Annotated in this window: 14 protein-coding genes; 3 read left to right on the forward strand and 11 right to left on the reverse strand. The window is 65.2% G+C overall.

All coding sequences use genetic code 11. The features are described from left to right. Positions 1–7: 7 nt before the first annotated feature. Positions 8–1,132 carry an NAD-dependent dihydropyrimidine dehydrogenase subunit PreA gene (gene preA, locus BLU29_RS09560; RefSeq protein WP_091057152.1) on the reverse strand — a complete coding sequence of 375 codons (1,125 nt, stop codon included), beginning with the start codon at positions 1,130–1,132 and terminating at the stop codon, positions 8–10. Between the two features lie 317 nt (positions 1,133–1,449). Between preA and BLU29_RS09565 the strand changes: the two genes are divergently transcribed. Next, the gene (locus tag BLU29_RS09565; protein ID WP_091057154.1) at positions 1,450–2,688 is read left to right on the forward strand and encodes a hydantoinase/carbamoylase family amidase; all 1,239 of its coding nucleotides are present in this window, start codon (positions 1,450–1,452) and stop codon (positions 2,686–2,688) included. A gap of 532 nt (positions 2,689–3,220) precedes the next feature. Here BLU29_RS09565 and BLU29_RS09570 read toward each other — a convergent pair. The 3 genes from BLU29_RS09570 to BLU29_RS09580 form a co-directional block, all read right to left on the reverse strand. Continuing rightward, positions 3,221–4,459: a cysteine desulfurase gene (locus tag BLU29_RS09570; protein WP_091057157.1), complete on the reverse strand. Its 1,239-nt coding sequence runs from the start codon at positions 4,457–4,459 to the stop codon at positions 3,221–3,223. Positions 4,460–4,546: 87 nt separating this feature from the next. Then, entirely contained in the window at positions 4,547–5,002 is a 456-nt protein-coding gene (sufU, locus tag BLU29_RS09575) for a Fe-S cluster assembly sulfur transfer protein SufU (protein WP_091057159.1), read from the reverse strand. 155 nt (positions 5,003–5,157) lie between these two features. Continuing rightward, a complete protein-coding gene (locus tag BLU29_RS09580) occupies positions 5,158–7,215 on the reverse strand; it encodes an FAD-dependent oxidoreductase (protein WP_091057161.1) in 2,058 nt (685 codons plus the stop codon). Positions 7,216–7,566: 351 nt separating this feature from the next. Here BLU29_RS09580 and BLU29_RS09585 point away from each other — a divergent pair, with 351 nt between their 5' ends. Together BLU29_RS09585 and BLU29_RS09590 are read left to right on the forward strand one after the other, a co-directional pair. Continuing rightward, the gene (locus BLU29_RS09585) at positions 7,567–8,892 is read left to right on the forward strand and encodes a hypothetical protein (RefSeq protein ID WP_091057164.1); all 1,326 of its coding nucleotides are present in this window, start codon (positions 7,567–7,569) and stop codon (positions 8,890–8,892) included. Positions 8,893–8,934: 42 nt separating this feature from the next. Continuing rightward, complete coding sequence (locus tag BLU29_RS09590) at positions 8,935–9,384, forward strand: plastocyanin/azurin family copper-binding protein (RefSeq protein ID WP_091057167.1); 450 nt, start codon at positions 8,935–8,937, stop codon at positions 9,382–9,384. A gap of 571 nt (positions 9,385–9,955) precedes the next feature. Here the strand turns inward: BLU29_RS09590 and BLU29_RS09595 are convergent. The 7 genes from BLU29_RS09595 to BLU29_RS09625 all read right to left on the reverse strand — a co-directional run bounded on the left by BLU29_RS09595 (position 9,956) and on the right by BLU29_RS09625 (position 15,961). Continuing rightward, the gene (locus tag BLU29_RS09595) at positions 9,956–10,114 is read right to left on the reverse strand and encodes a DUF1328 domain-containing protein (protein ID WP_091057168.1); all 159 of its coding nucleotides are present in this window, start codon (positions 10,112–10,114) and stop codon (positions 9,956–9,958) included. Between the two features lie 12 nt (positions 10,115–10,126). After that, on the reverse strand, positions 10,127–10,333 hold the full coding sequence (locus BLU29_RS09600) for a DUF3185 family protein (protein ID WP_091057171.1): 207 nt from the start codon (positions 10,331–10,333) through the stop codon (positions 10,127–10,129). Between the two features lie 34 nt (positions 10,334–10,367). After that, positions 10,368–10,862, reverse strand: coding sequence for a DNA starvation/stationary phase protection protein (locus BLU29_RS09605; RefSeq protein WP_091057172.1), 495 nt, complete (start codon positions 10,860–10,862; stop codon positions 10,368–10,370). A gap of 25 nt (positions 10,863–10,887) precedes the next feature. Further along, positions 10,888–11,073 (reverse strand): hypothetical protein, encoded by a 186-nt coding sequence (locus tag BLU29_RS09610; RefSeq protein WP_091057175.1) that lies wholly within the window; start codon positions 11,071–11,073, stop codon positions 10,888–10,890. A 102-nt stretch (positions 11,074–11,175) separates the two neighbouring features. Then, positions 11,176–11,907, reverse strand: a complete 732-nt coding sequence (locus BLU29_RS09615) for a BON domain-containing protein (protein WP_091057177.1) — start codon at positions 11,905–11,907, stop codon at positions 11,176–11,178. A gap of 130 nt (positions 11,908–12,037) precedes the next feature. After that, a complete protein-coding gene (locus tag BLU29_RS18550; RefSeq protein ID WP_091057179.1) occupies positions 12,038–14,995 on the reverse strand; it encodes an autotransporter domain-containing protein in 2,958 nt (985 codons plus the stop codon). A 258-nt stretch (positions 14,996–15,253) separates the two neighbouring features. Next, positions 15,254–15,961: an OBAP family protein gene (locus BLU29_RS09625; protein ID WP_197677679.1), complete on the reverse strand. Its 708-nt coding sequence runs from the start codon at positions 15,959–15,961 to the stop codon at positions 15,254–15,256. Between the last annotated feature and the right edge of the window lie 2 nt (positions 15,962–15,963).

Here is a 15,963-nt window from a genome sequence, read left to right on the forward strand (position 1 = left end):
GTTTGATTCAGCCCTTGGACAGCGCGTCGGATTGCTTCACGAATTCGTCGCCACTCCATTCGCCGTCGGACTTGACGGTCTTGGAGGCCGCGGCGGCCTTCTGGGCGGCCTTGCGCTCGGTCTGGCGTTTCACGAGATCGGCGTGGGTCGTGAAATAGGGGAGGCTCTTGCCCCGGAAATCGGCGAGCGTCTCGAACCTGTGCTTGGCCATGAAGGCGAGGAGCTCTTCCTGCATCGGCTTCACGCACTCGTAGCCAAACTTCATGACGCCGGTGCAGACCTGCACCGTGTCGGCGCCGAGCAGGATGAACTGGGCGGCGTCGCTACCGCTCTCGACGCCACCGAGGCCGGAAAGGGAACGATCGGGGAACTCGGCCCGGATCATCGTGGCGAGTTCCATCACCATGCGGAGGGCGATCGGCTTGACGGCCTTCGAAGAGTAGCCGCCCGGGGTGGTGTAGCCCTCGACACACGGATCGGGGCGGAGGGTATCCAGGTTGACGCTGGTGACGCTGCGGATGGTGTTGATGGCGCTGAGGCCGGTGGCTCCGCCGCGCAGCGCGGCACGGCCGGGTTCCTCGATGTGCGTGATGTTGGGCGTCATCTTCGCCCAGACGGGTTTCTTGGTGGCGGCCGCGACCCAGCCGCAGACTTCCTCGAGGATTTCGGGGTCCTGGCCCATGGCGGCGCCCATCTTGCGCTCGGGCAGGCCGTGCGGGCACGAGAAGTTGAGTTCAAACGCGTCCACGCCGGATGCCTCGCAGCGCTGCACGAGTTCGACCCAGGCATCCTTGTTGTATTCCTCCATGATGGACGCGATGAGGGCGCCGGGCGGGCGGGCGTCCTTGCATCTCTTGAACTCGTCCTCCCAAATCTTGAACGGGCGGTCGCTGATCAGCTCGATGTTTTCCCAGCCGATCACCTCGCCGCTGGTGGCGTGGAGCTTGGCGTAGCGGGGGGAGACGTTGATGACCTTCGAGGCATCGAGGCTGACGGTCTTGGCGATCACGGCGCCCCAGCCCTCCTTGAAGGCGCGGTTGATGACGCTGAGGTTGGTGCCGGGCGGTCCGGAACCGATGACGAAGGGGTTGGGCAGCTTGAGGCCGTCGACAGTGGTGGCGAGCGTGGGCATGGGCTTGGCGGGTTGAAGGGAGGAGACCGCGGGACGCAAAAGCCGTTCAGCACGAGGAAAGTCAGTCAACTTGGCCGGCTATTCCCAGGGCCAACGCGGGCGCCTGCAGGAACGATGGTTGGGTTATTTGGTGGATTGAATACAGCGGAGAAGCCGGTAGTTTCCAAGCAGAAATCAGGCCGCGCAAAATCCGGAATTTAACCACGAATGGACACTAAGAGACACGAATGAGGAAGCACCCCGGAGGCCAAGGATATTTCCTTCGTGTGAATTCGTGTCCATTCGTGGTTAACTTTTCTGAACACACCTAATCTCCCATGCCGCTGAACCCGAAACGCACCGTTGCCGAACTCAAGGAGCTCCGGGCGTTGACCGGTGACGAGAACGGCGCCCAGCGGGTGGCCTTCATGCCGGTGTGGGTGAAGACCCGCGCGTGGCTGAAGGAGAAGCTCGCCGGCCTGCCGGTCGAGACGCACACGGACGCCGCGGGAAATTTCTGGGCGACGCTGCGCGGCGAGAGCGATCGCGCGCTGCTCATGGGCGGGCACATGGACTCCGTGCCGAACGGCGGCTGGCTCGACGGCTGCCTCAATGTCATGGCCGGCGTCGAGGTGCTGCGCCGCATCAACGAGCAGTATAAAGGCAAGCCGCCGGTGACCGTGCGCGTCGTCGACTGGGCGGACGAGGAGGGCGCGCGGTTTGGCAAGAGCCTGTTCGGTTCGTCGGCGTGCTCGGGTGCACTCGACATGACCGAGGCCCGCGGCCTGAAGGACAAGCAGGGTGTCACGCTGCCCGACGCGCTGAAGGCAGTCGGCGTGGATTTCGAAAAGGTGAAGGACAGCGGCCGCGAGCTGAAGAATGCGGCGGCTTACCTCGAGCTGCACATCGAACAGGGACCGGTGCTGTTGGACATGGATCTGCCGCTCGGCGCCGTGCTCGGGACGTTCGGGGTGGAGCGCCATGCCCTCACCTTCCACGGCCAGGCCGCGCACTCCGGCAGCACGCCGATGAACCGGCGCAAGGACGCGTTTCTTGCGGCCGGAAAGATGAGCCAGGAAATTTACCGGATCACCGACCGTAACGGCGGCGTGTGCACCATCGGCTCGTGCACGACCAAGCCCGGCATCGTGACCAGCGTGGTGGAGGAGTGCCGGATCACGCTCGACCAACGGCACCTCGACGGCAAGGCGCTCGCGCAGATGCTCAAGGAGGCGAAGGACGCCAGCGAGCGCTTCGCCCAGGCGGGCAACGTGAAGGTTTCCTGGGAGCGGTTGTGGCAGATCGAGCCGCGGCCCTTCCATCCCGAGTTGATCGAGCTGTGCGACACCGCGATCAAGGAGACGGTGCCGAAGTCGCACCGCCTGCCGTCGGGTCCGCTGCACGACGCCGCCGAGACCTGTGGGGCGGGCGTGCCCACGGTGATGATGTTCGTCCAGAGCCTGCACGGCATCAGTCACAACAAGATCGAGGATACCAAGGAGGAGCACCTCGAGTTGTGCGTGACGGCGTTTGACAAGCTCGCGACCAAGGCGTTGGCGTGGGTGGAGAAACTGTAGGAGGGGCTTTACGCCCCGATTTCATCACCGGAGTTTCAACATGGCGCACCCTCCCGGACGCGGCCACGAGGCGCTCAGGCGCGGGCGCCGGTCAGTATCTGGTGCGGAGTATTTCATTACGCTCTGCACACACACGACCGGAAGGTAGGGCTGACGGAATCTGCCACGCTGTCGGCTATGTTGGCTGAGATGCAGCGATCGGAGGCAGAAGGAGCGTGGCATCTACATACAGCAGTCGTGATGCCCGATCATGTGCATCTGCTAGCACTACTCCGTCAGGTTCCAACACACCCCGGCGCTCCGCGCCATCAGCCGTCGCCGGGCCTATGGCCGACAGGCCCCGCTCCAGAGGGGATTATCGCCGGCGTTGGTTTGGGTCCCCTCTGGAGAGGGGTGCCCGGCAGGGCGGGGTGTGTCGCCCGGGGCATTCCATATCTGACGGAATAGTGCTAATGAGAGCGTTCCGGTGCCGGAATGGCTGGCGTAGGAATCGGGGCGTAAAGCCCCTCCTACAGTTAGGGCAACGAACGTCTCAGCCGGCAAAGAATTTTTGGATTCTTTGCAGTGACTTCACCAGGCGGTCGATTTCCTCCGGGGTGTTGTAGAGATAGAAGCTCGCGCGGGTCGTGCTGGTCAGCCCGAGCTTGCGCATCAGGGGCTGGTTGCAGTGGTGGCCGCCGCGGAGGGCGATGCCGTCCTCGTCGGCGAAGGTCACGACGTCGTGCGCGTGGACGCCCTCGAAGGCGAAGCTGACCATGCCGCTGCGCTCGGCGCCTTTCTTCGGGCCGATGATGCGGATGCCGGGCAACGCGGAAAGCTTCTCCATCGCGATCGTGACCAGCGCGGTGTCGTGCGCGGCGATCTTGTCGCGACCGAGATTGTCCAGGTAGTCGCAGGCCGTGCCGAGCGCGATGGCGCCGGCGACGTTGGGCGTGCCGGCCTCGAAGCGCTCGGGGGCGGGCTTCCACGTGGCGCCCTCGTAGGTGACCTGCACGACCATGCCGCCGCCGGTCTCGTCGGGCGCGAGCTGGTCGAGCAGGGCGCGGCGGCCGTAAAGGACGCCGATGCCGGTCGGGCCGCACATCTTGTGGCCGGAGAAGGCGAGGAAGTCGCAGCCGATCTGCTGCACGTCGAGCGGCCGGTGGCCGACGGACTGCGCGGCGTCGATCACGGTGACGGCGCCGACGGCGCGGGCGCGGCGGCAGAACTCGGCGACGGGATTGATCGTGCCGAGGGTGTTCGAAATGTGCGTGAAGGCGAAGAGCTTCACCTGCGGCGTCAGCAGCTGGTCCAGCGCGGCCAGGTCGGGGCCGCCCTCGCCGTCGGCGCCGAGCAGCGGCACATACTTGAGCGTGGCGCCGGCGGCCTTGGCGGCCTGCTGCCACGGCACGAGGTTGGAGTGGTGCTCGAACTCGGTGGTGAGCACGACGTCGCCCGGCTTCAGGTGGGCGTGACCCCAGCTGCGCGCTACAATATTGATGCTCTCGGTGGTGCCGCGCGTGAAAAGGACCTCGGCGGGATCGGCGGCGTTGATGAACTTGGCGATGCGGGCGCGGGCGCCCTCGTAGGCGTCGGTGGCGCGCGTCGAGAGCGCGTGCAGGCCGCGGTGGACGTTGCTGTTGTCGCGCTCGTAGTAGCGGACGAGGGCGTCAATCACGCTGCGCGGCTTCTGCGAGGTGGCCCCGTTGTCGAGGTAGACCAGGGGATGGCCGTTCACCTGCTGGTGCAGGATCGGGAAGTCGGCACGGACGTTATTCCAGGAAGGGCTCATCGTCGTTCTCGTAATCCTAATCGTTCCCGTTCTCTCGTTCCATTGCACGGGGAGAATGATTATGAGACCGAGAAAGAGAACGATTCATCAGTCCTTGTGGGTCTCGGTCGTGGCCGTGATGGGATCGCCCTTGGCGGCGTTGAGGGCGGCGTGCCAGCCGAGTGTGGCGCACTTGATGCGGGCGGGGAACTGGTGGACGCCGGCGAGCGCGGCGAGGTCGGAGAGGTTGTCCTCGTCAACCTTGCCCGTGGTGACGAGCTTGTGGACGTCGGCGTAGATGGCCTCGGCCTCGGGGACGGTCTTGCCCTTGAGGTTGAGGGTCATGAGCGAGGCGCTGGCCTGCGAGATCGCGCAGCCGGAGCCCTCGAAGGAAATGTCGCCGATGCGGTCGCCGTCGAGGCGGAGATAGACCGTGCACTGGTCGCCGCAACTGGGATTGTCCCCGTGGGCGACGCGGTTGGCCGTGGGCAGCTTGCCGCGGTTCCGCGGGCGGCGGTTGTGGTCCAGGATGACGGACTGGTAGAGGTCGGTGAGGTCTTGCATCGGCCGGAAAGTGAAGGGCTGAAGCTACTTCAGGGCGGCCGTTTGGCAAACAGAGTTTCGGGACATAAGGGTAGGGCTCGAAGGGTGGAACCCGGCCTCCGGACGGGTTTTCAAGATGAGCGCCAAACAAACGCGTCCGGAGGCCGCGTTCCACCTTAAGCCGGTGGCACGGGCGGGACGGTCAAGCCCGTGGGCGGCGGCACAACCTCGAGGACCTTGGCGATGAGCTTGCGGACGCGGACGACGCCGACGATGCGGCGGCCGGTCTTGTCCGCCACGACGGGGAGGGTCTTGAAGCCGTGCTCGCGGAAGGCCGAGGCCGCGATGAGCGCGGTGTCGGTGACGGCAAGCGAGGCGGGATCCTTCTTCATGAAGTCGGCGAGCGGGGTCTCGGGCTTCACGCCGTTGCTCTGGGCGCGGAGGAGGTCGGTCAGCGTGATCATGCCGTCGAGCCGGGCGCCGTCGGGGGAGACGAAGAAGAAGTCGGACGGATTCCGGGCGAATTGGTGGGTGACCTCGTAAAGCGAGTCGGTCGGCCTGAGCAGCGGGGCGGGAGCCGGTTCGATGAAGTCGGCCAGCTTGAACTCCCGCAGGGCGGCGAGCACGGCCGGCCGCTCCTGCCATGCGGCGGAGGAACGGCGGGTGATGGCGGCGGTGAGCGCGTTGCGCAGCGGCGCGAGGGACTTGGAGATGGTGGTGAAGACATTGCGGCCCATGACCACGACCTCGACCGGGGTGCGGGCGCGGACGGAGGCGCCGCGCGGGCGGTTGCTGAGCAGGGCCTGCTCGCCGAAGAAGTTGCCCGGGCCGAGCGCGGCGATGACCTCGCCGCCGGGTTTCTCGGGAGAGGAGCGGACGATCTCCACCTCGCCCTGTTCGATGACGTAGAAGCCCGACGGCGGCTCGCCCTGCTTGATGATGTAGTCGCCCGGCTCGTAGTGGGCGTGCGAGATGCGCTCGGTGACGTCGGTCTTGATGCAGCTGAGATCGCGCGGGAAGATCAGCAACCACGCCCAGTCGAAGCCGACCTGCATGCGGCGGGAGAGCGACGGGAGCTTGAAGAGGTAGACGCCGCGCCAGACAAACCACGCGATGAAACCCGAGAGCTTGAAGCCGAACATCTCGGCCACGGCGCTGTGGCCGCCGATGGAGCAGAGCTGGCCGAGAACCTTGAAGGAGAACGGGCGGGTCGGCTCGCCGGCGAGGGTGCGGACGACGTTGTTGGCGACCTGCCGGCCCTGGCGTTCGGCGAACTGGCCGGTGGGCGGCGAAGGCTGCCCGTCGTGGGCGTTGCGAATGCTGGCACAGTCGCCGATGGCCCAGGCGTTGGCGCGGCCGCGCAGACGCATGTCGGGGTCGGTGAGGATGCGGCCCTTCTCCTTCGGCGTGTCGAGCCGGTCGACCACCGGGGAAGTGGTGCTGCCGATGGTGCAGACGATGGTCCCGCCGCGGACGAAGTCGTCCTTCAGGCCCACGCCCTCGCCGGTGGCGAGCATGACGCGGGCGTTGAGCTTCATGGTGACGCCGGCCATTTCCATCTTCTTCCGGGCGAACTCGCGCAGCTGCGGGCTGATTTCGGGCAGGAGCTGGTCGCGCGAATGGATGAGGGTCACGCTGACATCCTCGTCGCGGATGTTGGAATAGAAGCGCAGGCTGGAGCGGACGAGGTCATTGATCTCGCCGGCGGTCTCGACACCACTGTAGCCGCCGCCCACAACGACGAAGGAGAGATACCAGCGGCGCTTCTCCGGGTCGTCGCAGACCTCGGCCTTTTCCATTGCGGAGAGGACGTGGGTGCGCAGGACGGCGGCGTCACCGACCGTCTTGAGCGGGAACGCGTGGTCGGCCATGCCCGGCACGACATTGAGGTTGGAGATGTTGCCGCAGGCCAGGATGACATGGTCGTAGTCGAGGTGGCGCGGCTGGCCGTCGTGGCTCTCGTATTCGATCCGGCTGCCGGCCAGGTCGACGCCCTTGACCTCCTCGGTGCGGCACTGGACGCCCGGCAGGAGCTGGCGGAGCGGCACGATGACATCGTCGAGGCTCAGCGACGAGCCGACGGCGTCGGCCAGCAGCGGGCTGAAGACCAGGTGGTTTTCCTTGTTGAAGAGGATGAGCTCGGCGTCGCCCGGGCGGAGCTGGCCGCGGAGGGTCTGGGCGCACTTCACCCCGCCGAAGCCTCCACCGATGATGACAATGCGTTTCGCGGGCATGGGATGCGTGCGAGGGGAGTCTGCGGGTGCTTATTCCCAAAGCAATACACGGTTGCGGGGAAGGGCAAGGTATCACGAGGGGCGGGAATTGGCTCGCGGTGCCGGGGCTGTGTTGTGCCAAGGCCATGTCGTCGGGCAGGGTTTAACCTTATCTCTATCCCGCGAAGACAAGCGCATACTGGCCAGCAGACCTCCTCGCGCCAAAAGCTGCACAGTAATGCGCAAGACATGCGCAGCGATGATTGGGCCTGGTGTCTTAATCCATAAATGACCGCACAAAATCCAAGCCACCGGTTTGCCGGAGTGAAAACACGTCTCCCTCGCCTGGCTCCCGTCGTTTTCGCTGCTGTGATGCTCATCCCGCTCACATGCCGGGCGGTGCCCAGCTTTGCCCGGCAATTGAACATGCAGTGCATTGCCTGCCATACGGAGTATCCGCTCCTGAACGAGTTTGGCCGCCAGTTCAAACTCGGCGGCTATACCTTGGGCACGGGACAGGACGCCATCCCGCTCGCACTCATGTTGCAGCCGTCCTTCACGCACACGCAAGCGCCCCAAGCCGGAGGGGCGGCGCCGGGGTTCAATGACAACAACAATCCCGCGCTGACCCAGGCGAGCATCTTCTACGCCGGCCGGTTGTTCGGCCCGTATGCCGGGAAACTCTTTGGCGAAAGCGAGGCGGAACTCGCCAACAAGTTCGGGCTTTTCCTGCAGGTCACCTATGATGGCGTCGGCAAGGCCTGGACGTGGGACAACACGGAGTTCCGCTATGCCGACACCAAGACTATCGGCGGGAAAAACGTGACCTACGGCCTCTACCTCAACAACAACCCGACGTTGCAAGATCCGTGGAACAGCACGCCCGCCTGGGGCTACCCGTTCACCAGCTCGCACCTCGCCCCGACGCCGGCCGGGAGTCCCCTCATCGCCAACAGTGTTTCCCAACAGGTGGCCGGAGCGGGCGCATACGCGATGATCGCCAATTCGCTCTATGTCGACCTCGCCGGTTACCGCACGCTCGATCAGCACACGCAAAGGGCCCTCGGGATCAATCCCGACGGTGAGACCCAAATCACCGGGTTGGCTCCGTATTGGCGGATCGCCGTGGTCCGGCCGGTCGGACCCGGCATCTGGGAAGCGGGCGCTTTCGGCCTCGCGGCGGACACCTACCCCGGACGCGACCAGAGCGCCGGCAAGGACCGGATCGTGGATATCGGCCTCGATTCGCAGTATCAGGAATCCTTCAAGCAATCCGACGTGACGGTCATGTTTTCCTGGATCAACGAGCACCAGGACTGGAAGGCGAGCCAGACACTCGGCAATACCAGCAACGCGACAGACCGGCTGTGGACGCTCAAGGCCACCGTCAGCTATCTCTTCGACAAGACCTATGGGTTGACCGGCCAGTATTTCATGAAGGACGGCGATGCCGATCCCCTGCTTTATTCCGGCAGTGCGAACGGTTCCCCCCGGAGCGACGGCTTTGTGCTGCAGGCCAATTACCTGCCGTTCAACAAGGACGGCGGACCGAAGTTCTGGTCCAGGAGCAATGTCAAGTTGTCCGTCCAATACACCTTCTACAATCGCTTTGACGGGGCGAAAGCCAATTACGACGGCGCGGGCGCGAACGCCCGGGACAACAACACGCTCTACCTCGAGGCGTGGATCGTGTTCTAGAGACCATCTCCCGGGACCAACCCCGCCGATATCCTTATTTCCATGAAAACAAAATTCCTCACCGCCCTTGCGATCGTCGCGGCCGTCCAACTATGCGCGGCGGGCACTCCCGGCAAAGACGTTGTCATTGTCGCCAATGACCAGATGAAATTCAGCGTGACGCACATCGAGGCCCGGCCGGGCCAGACGGTCCATGTCACGCTCAGCAACGAAGGCACGATGCCCAAGGCGGTGATGGGCCACAACTGGGTCCTGCTGAAGGCCGGGGTGGATGCGAACGCCTATGCGAATGCCGCGATGGCGGCCGCCGCGGATGACTATGAACCCAAAGCGCGGGCCGACCAGGTGCTCGCCTCCATTCCGCTGCTCGGCCCGAAGAAAGAGGGTGAGGTCACCTTCGATGCGCCGCAGGTTCCGGGCACGTATTTCTTCCTGTGTTCCTTTCCGGCACATTGCCAGGCTGGAATGCGCGGGGAATTGGTCGTAAAATAGGATTCATGCCGGAGGGCGGGCCCCGACTCCATGAAAGAGGGCCTGACGGCGCGCCTTGACGTTCTCCGGCTCGCGATCAAAGCGCGCTGGACGGCGATGCCAGGCACCGAGGAGCCGGCCGCGGCCCCGGCCGCCACAGGGTTCATCACTCCGGATACCTTTGCCAGTTTGCTGGCCAATGCGGGCGTTTCCGAGCTGGCCCGTCCCACGACATGGCGGCAAACGGATCGCTATACCGATCGCAAGAGCGTTCCGCTATTCTTGGAAATCGAAAAACTGACCTCGGCGCCAGCTTCCTCAATAGCTTCCAAAAAATCCGGGAAAAGTGGTCAAAACGAGTCCAAAGCTGTCCAAGTTGGCTCGCCGTTTCAAAACGTGAAAATTATTCATTCTCCCTCTGAGAATGTTACTTTGGGAACAGGCTCCGAAGTTCATCCACCGTGGAGGAAGGAATCTCTTTCTTTGTCGTTCGAGGGTGCAGGTGGTAGCCATGCCCAGTGTCGCCGTGAGCACCTGCAACCGCGCCCGGTCCCCCGCGATACCGACGACCACTGTGGTGAACAGCGGCCAGTCAGGCCCGCTTGTGCCGCAACAGGGCGACCACGAACAGCACCAGGAAGATGATGAACAAAACCTTCGCGATCATAGTGGCGGTGCCGGCGATGCCACCGAAGCCGAGTGCGCCCGCGACCAGGGCGATCAGGAGAAAGATGACAGCGTAGTATAGCATGGGCGGATATGGCTACGTGGCCTTCGTATCGCGCAGCAGTCCGGCCGCGCCGACGATGGTAGCGACCACGCCGCCGATGAGCAGCCAGATGCTTTTGTCGGTCGGGTTGCCGGTGAAGAATCGGGAGAAGCTGGAGCCGATCGAGTCGGACTCGTTCAGGCCGCAGATGATGAGGATGACGCCGCCGACGAGCAGCGCGAGGGAGATGGCTTTGTTCATGTTATTGGAGGGTTAAACGGGTGCGCGGCGGGCCTCAGACGGCCTCCGCTTCTTCGGTTTCAAGCTGGGCCCGGAGCATCCAGGCGGTTTTTTCATGCTGCTGCATCAGGCCGGTGAGGAAGTCGGTCGTGCCGGTATCCTGGAAGCGCGCGGTGCAGGCGGCGCTGTCCGTGCGAAGCTGGGTGACCATCTCCTCGTGCAGGGTCAGCAGTTCGGCGAGCATGCGCCCGGCGGACAGGCCGATGCCCGGGTCGGCCGAGGAACGCGCCGCCTTGGCCAGGTCCGCCCAGTTGCCGCGGGCGCCCATGCCGATGGCGCGGGCGCGCTCGGCGACGTCATCGATCCATTGCGAGACCTGGCCGGATTGCGCCTCAAACTGCAGGTGCAGGCTGTGGAACTCCGGGCCGGTGACATTCCAATGATAGTCCCGGGTGGTGGTGTAGAGCATGTATTCATCGGCCAGGAGCAGGTTGAGCATCTGGCCGACTTCGAGACGGGCTGCGTCGTCCAATCCGTTGTTGATTTTCATGAGAGGGGAAAGGGGCCGGCCGGGGTCAGGATTGCGCGTGACGCGGCATGTGCTGGCGGGCGTGGGCGGTGGTGTCGGCGGCGTGCGTGGGGACCACGGGACGGCGGGCGACGGCGGTTTGTCCGGGGGACAGCGCGGGCCGCGGGAGTTGCTGCGCCGGGCGGACCAGGGCTTTCCGGCCGACGGGGCGGCTGATGTTTTTGGCGGACATGGGTGGCGTGGGAGTTCGGACCGGAGCGGGAAGGCGGGGAGGAAAAAAGAAGCGCGGCCGCCCAAGGGCCGCCGCGCCGTGGAATCAGTTATGGATGATCGTTCAGCTTTTCACGGTCATCTTGTTCGTGACGGAATTCACGCCGCGGACATCCTTGGCGAGCTTCGTGACGAGCGACCGCTCGGCGTCCGTGGCGGCTTCGCCGGTGACGAGTACCACGCCGTCGGAAGTGACGACCTTGGTCTTGACGGCGCTGGTGGCCTTGTGGGTGAGCAGGGCATACTTGACCTGGCTGGTGATGGAGGCGTCGTCGATCTTCTCGCCCAAGGTGGGCTTGTCGGTCACGACGAGGTCATTCTGCACGGTCTTCACGCCGTCGATCTCGGAGGCGTAGATGCCGGTCAGTTCCTTCTGGGCGACATTGTCGGCGGTGCCGGTCAGCATGACGTGGGCATCCTTGACCTCGACCTTGGTGCTGGTGGCGCTGACGTTGCCCTTGACGAGCAGGCGGCTGCGGATCTTGAAGGCCATCCAGGCGTCGGACTTCTCGGGATAGGCCGGCTCGACCTTGATGTCGTTCTTCACGCTGATCACGCCGGGGAGGTTTTCCACGGTGTCGGCGGCGAGATCGCGGTCGTCCTTGTCCTGAACGGTGCCGGTGAGGGTGACGATGCCGTCATCGGCCTTAACCTTCACATGATCCTCGAGGACGGTGCGGTAGTTGTAGGAGGCCTTGGCGGCCTCCTCAATCTTGCGATCGGTGGAGGAGGAAGCGAGCAGCGCGAGCGGGCTGGCGACGAGAACAAACAGGACGGACAGGTTTTTGGTTTTCATAAGCGAAGAGGAGACAATACGCGCTCCCGGTCTCCGCGCCTATGGGGCGTTGCCCTACCGACGGGAGCACCAACGGAAAACCCCCGCCGGCAAGGGCGGGGGGTGAATCCGGTCCGGCCGAAGGCCGGGACTAGAAGGTGATGGCGACGCCGAGGCGCCACTCATCGAGCACGCGGGTGGTGCCGCCGCTCTGGGTGTCAACGTCGGCGTAGAGGAGGGCGTTGGGCCCGAGCACCACATCAAGGCCGGCGGTGTAGAGCGCCGTGTCGCGCTGGTTGCGGCGGGTCTTGACCGAGTAGTTGATGTTGCCGAACGAGGCGCCGATGCGGCGGGAGTCGTCGTAGAACTCGTGGAGCCAGGCGGCCCGGACGTGCGGCTGGAACAGGCCAAGGGTCATGCGAGCCTCGGCTCCGAGCTGGGAGCGCAGGGAGAAGGCGGCCTGGTGGCCGACCGTGGCATCGAATTCCCCGGCGCCTTGCTCGGTGAAGCGATTGGCGGACCATCGGGTCATGAGCAGGCCGCCGAACGGCGACACGGTCACCGCGCCGGCCTTCAGGTGCTCCCCGGCGGTGATGCCGGTGGTCCATTGGTGGCCGCTGGTCGAAGCGGTGGCGAGAGCGGCGGTGCCCGGGAAAACGATCGGACGGGTGGCGCTGTAGTCATTGAAGCTGTAGGCCAGCATCGCGTCCACGAACATCGGGCCGTCAACCCAGCCGGCGCGCACGCCGAGGGTCTTTTCGTTCACGGTGGTCTCGCTGCCAACCGAGCCGAGGCCGGAAGTGGTCTTGCCGAAGGCAAAGTAAGCGCCGACCGTGGTGCCGGGACGGACGAGGTGATTGCCCCCGATCAGGCCGGAGTCGCTGGTGTAGAGGCTCGAACCGACATCGAGATCGGCCCGGGAACGACCATGGGCCCGGTTGGCTTCGAAGTAGTATTCATCATGCCCGGCTACCGCCCGGTCCTCGCGCAGGAGGCGATCGGCGAGGGAAGTGGCCCGGGCGAAGGCGAAGTCGGACCAGACCTGGTAGCCTTGGGGCGACATGGCGTTGAGCGAGCCCGGGAAAAAGATGGCGAACGGCAGCGCATCGAGCGCCGCGGTCTGCGTCGGGTTGCCCTGCGCGGCGGCGCCGACGGCCGCCTGGTTGGGCGTCTGCGCAAAACCCGCGAAGGGCAGCTGGGTGAACGTGATCGTCGCGCTGGTCGGGGCGTAGCTGACGGTGACGCCGGTGGCGGCGCTGGAGGCGATGAAGCCGGCGAGGGAACCGAAGGTGCCGCTCACGCCGCCCGCGGCGGTGAGGAACGTGAAGGACTGGCCGAGCGGGTTGTAGCCGCCGAGGATGTCGACCTGCAACGTGCCGGCGAGCGCGGCGGTGCCCGTGATGATGAGATGGTCAAACGACGAGACCGAGGCGATCTCGACGAGCAGCTTGCCGGTGGAGCCCTGCACATAGTTGCCGGTCACGTTGATCGTGCCGGGTGAGTTGCCGGGGCTGACCGTGCCGTTGTTGGTGAGCAGGCCGATGACGTTGCCGTTGCCGCCGAGGAGTGCGCCGGCGGACACGGTGGTCGCGCCGAGGCCGTTGTTGAAGAAGAACGAGCCGGCCTGGACATCAACCGGGGAAGTGGTCGCGGTGGTCAGGGTGAACGCGGCCGTGCCGGTTTTCTGGACCTTGCCGCCGCCGGAGATCAAACCGCCGAAAGTGCCGTCGGCCGCCTGGTTGAAGACCAGCGTGCCCACGGGGAGGATGGCGACGCCGCCGTTCACGGGCAGGGTCGAGGTGCTGGCGATCAGGGTGCCGGCGCTCACGTTGGTGCCGCCCGTGTAGGTGTTGGCGCCGGTGAAGGTGGTCGTGCCGGCGCCCTGCTTGTTGACGGTGCCGTTGCCGGAGATCACGCCGCCGAACGTGCCGCTCGCCGGCTGGTTGAAGGTCAGGATGCTGGTGTTGAGCGCGATGGATCCGTTCACCGGCAGGGTCTGGCTGGTGGCGATCAGCACACCGCTGTTCACAATGGTGCCGCCCGTGTAGGTGTTGCCCGTGCCGGTCATGGTCACGGTGGCCGTGTTGATCGTGAGGGAGGCCGGGGCCGACCCGTTCGAGGAATTGCCGTCAAGGGTCAGCGTCGAGGTGGGGTACTGGGTGCCCGGCACCAGGATCACACCGGAGGAACCCGGGACGTAGAGGCCGGTCGAGCTGAGAATGACATTGCCGGTGAAAACGGGGGGGGGCGGAATGACCGGGGGAACGATCGGCGGAACCGGGGGCGGGATCGGCACCAGCACGCCGCCGACATACATCAGGCCGCCATTAAAATCGCCGCCACCGGGACCGCCCGTGGTGTTGAATCCGCCGGGGACTTTGCCGGCGAAGGTGACGGCGGCTCCGGCCAGGGCGCGAACGCCGCCCGAGGCGAGGGTGTTGGTGATGCCGGTGAAGGAGATGCTGGTGCCGGCCATGTAATTGCCGAGGACCGTATTGTTGTCGCCGATGGTGATGGCGGTCGCGGCGTTCCAGAAGAGGCCGTCGTCCTTGCCGCCATTCGTGCCCGCATTGATGATAGTGACCGTCGAATTCGCCGCGGTGGTGAGACTGAGGGAAAAATCAAAAACCCACGCCACGCCGTTCTGAAAGTTGGCGTCGAGGACGATCGCCCCGGTCTGGTTCGTGGCCGAGGTGGAAAAATAAACACCCGGCCGGAGCGCGGCGAGGGTTCCGATATCCAGATTGCTCAGGTCGTTGGCCGGGATGTGCGGCATGGCGAACAGGGCGTTCCGGGCCGTGATGAGATCCGCCCCCGCCTGACCGGTGGCGCCGCCCGTGGGGATGATCCCGGCGGGAGAGCCACTGACGGTGAAGCCTGAAACCACCGCCGGCGGAAAGCCGGTGATGTTGGTGGTGGCGGACGAGGAAAGACCGACGTTGCCGTTGACAATCGGATTGGGGCCGGGACCACCGACGGTGATGGCCGTGCCACCGAGCAGCGCATAGTTGGCGGCGGTAAGCAAAACTTGGGCTGACCCCGGGGCCGGGGCGAACAACATCGCAGCGAGCGCCACAACGGACAAAGAAATCAGGTTTTTGATTTTCATACGTGTGCAGGATACTCCGTCGGTGTCGCGGCAGATATGCCTACTAACCCTACCCGGGATAGGCGGGACACGCGTCGCGCTGTCCGGGAAAAGTGCAGGCCATGCGGCCAGGCCCGGGTCCGTGGTGCGCGCCCCGCGCCTTCAGCTTGGGACACCCAGGGCATGGCGGGCGCGAGCCTTCCGGGCTCCTGGCTTGGATCAGCGGCGGTCATGTCATCGCACCGGGAATTCCCGCCGCGGGAGCGGCCCGGCCATTTGCTATCTGGTGGGACGGGCGGCCGCCGGCTCCGGCCGGGGGTCGGGAATTTGGAAAGCGGGTTTCTGCCGCCAGGCATCCGCGCCTGCTGCGACCGGCCGCGCGGGCAGGTCCGCGCGCCGGGCCCTGGTGCCCGCCGTATCAATATGAAGGTCGTGATCGCGCGCCGCCACCATGACGGGATCGGCCTGCCCGTCGGCGGTGAAGCCCATCATGAGTTGGGGCAGGCCGAGGGGGAGTTCATCGCCGCGGTCCACCTGCCACAGCTGCCAGGTTTTGCCGTAGGTGTTCACGAGTTCCTTCATCAATTCGTGCTCCGCCGGGCCGGAGGCACCGGGGGCGACGAGCTGGCCGGACATGACTTCGTAGCGATGGCTGTGCCACAGTTTTTTCTCCTCCGCCGGCAGCTGGTTGAACCGGGCCTCACTGATGATGTATTCGACTCCGACCAGGCGGGCGTCCGGCCGGTCCGAGTCGTAGATGATGCACTGAAAAACGTCCGCGCGGAGATGCGAGCAGTAATGGTGGACGCTGACCGCCCGCGACAGATCGCCGCTGTAGAAATGAAAACCGCACAAGTGCGCGTGCACCGAGGCGAGGGGGCCGGTGCCGGGGGCGGGGTGATCGTGGGGAGATGGTTGCGCCTCCAGGGACAGCGCGAGCAGGATCGCGCCGGTCGAGGCCAGCAGTTTCTTAAGGGCAGGATTCATGG

This window comes from Opitutus sp. GAS368 (genome assembly GCF_900104925.1).
Taxonomy (GTDB): Bacteria; Verrucomicrobiota; Verrucomicrobiia; order Opitutales; family Opitutaceae; genus Lacunisphaera.

What these genes read in the sequence shown, in the direction of transcription:
- BLU29_RS09585 (WP_091057164.1), top strand. Translation starts at nt 7,567, where the DNA reads ATGCTCATCCCGCTCACATGCCGGGCGGTGCCCAGCTTTGCCCGGCAA.
- BLU29_RS09610 (WP_091057175.1), bottom strand. Translation starts at nt 11,073, where the DNA reads ATGTCCGCCAAAAACATCAGCCGCCCCGTCGGCCGGAAAGCCCTGGTC.
- BLU29_RS09625 (WP_197677679.1), bottom strand. Translation starts at nt 15,961, where the DNA reads ATGAATCCTGCCCTTAAGAAACTGCTGGCCTCGACCGGCGCGATCCTG.
- BLU29_RS09605 (WP_091057172.1), bottom strand. Translation starts at nt 10,862, where the DNA reads ATGAAAATCAACAACGGATTGGACGACGCAGCCCGTCTCGAAGTCGGC.
- BLU29_RS09590 (WP_091057167.1), top strand. Translation starts at nt 8,935, where the DNA reads ATGAAAACAAAATTCCTCACCGCCCTTGCGATCGTCGCGGCCGTCCAA.
- BLU29_RS18550 (WP_091057179.1), bottom strand. Translation starts at nt 14,995, where the DNA reads ATGAAAATCAAAAACCTGATTTCTTTGTCCGTTGTGGCGCTCGCTGCG.
- BLU29_RS09595 (WP_091057168.1), bottom strand. Translation starts at nt 10,114, where the DNA reads ATGCTATACTACGCTGTCATCTTTCTCCTGATCGCCCTGGTCGCGGGC.
- preA (WP_091057152.1), bottom strand. Translation starts at nt 1,132, where the DNA reads ATGCCCACGCTCGCCACCACTGTCGACGGCCTCAAGCTGCCCAACCCC.
- BLU29_RS09580 (WP_091057161.1), bottom strand. Translation starts at nt 7,215, where the DNA reads ATGCCCGCGAAACGCATTGTCATCATCGGTGGAGGCTTCGGCGGGGTG.
- BLU29_RS09615 (WP_091057177.1), bottom strand. Translation starts at nt 11,907, where the DNA reads ATGAAAACCAAAAACCTGTCCGTCCTGTTTGTTCTCGTCGCCAGCCCG.
- BLU29_RS09600 (WP_091057171.1), bottom strand. Translation starts at nt 10,333, where the DNA reads ATGAACAAAGCCATCTCCCTCGCGCTGCTCGTCGGCGGCGTCATCCTC.
- sufU (WP_091057159.1), bottom strand. Translation starts at nt 5,002, where the DNA reads ATGCAAGACCTCACCGACCTCTACCAGTCCGTCATCCTGGACCACAAC.
- BLU29_RS09565 (WP_091057154.1), top strand. Translation starts at nt 1,450, where the DNA reads ATGCCGCTGAACCCGAAACGCACCGTTGCCGAACTCAAGGAGCTCCGG.
- BLU29_RS09570 (WP_091057157.1), bottom strand. Translation starts at nt 4,459, where the DNA reads ATGAGCCCTTCCTGGAATAACGTCCGTGCCGACTTCCCGATCCTGCAC.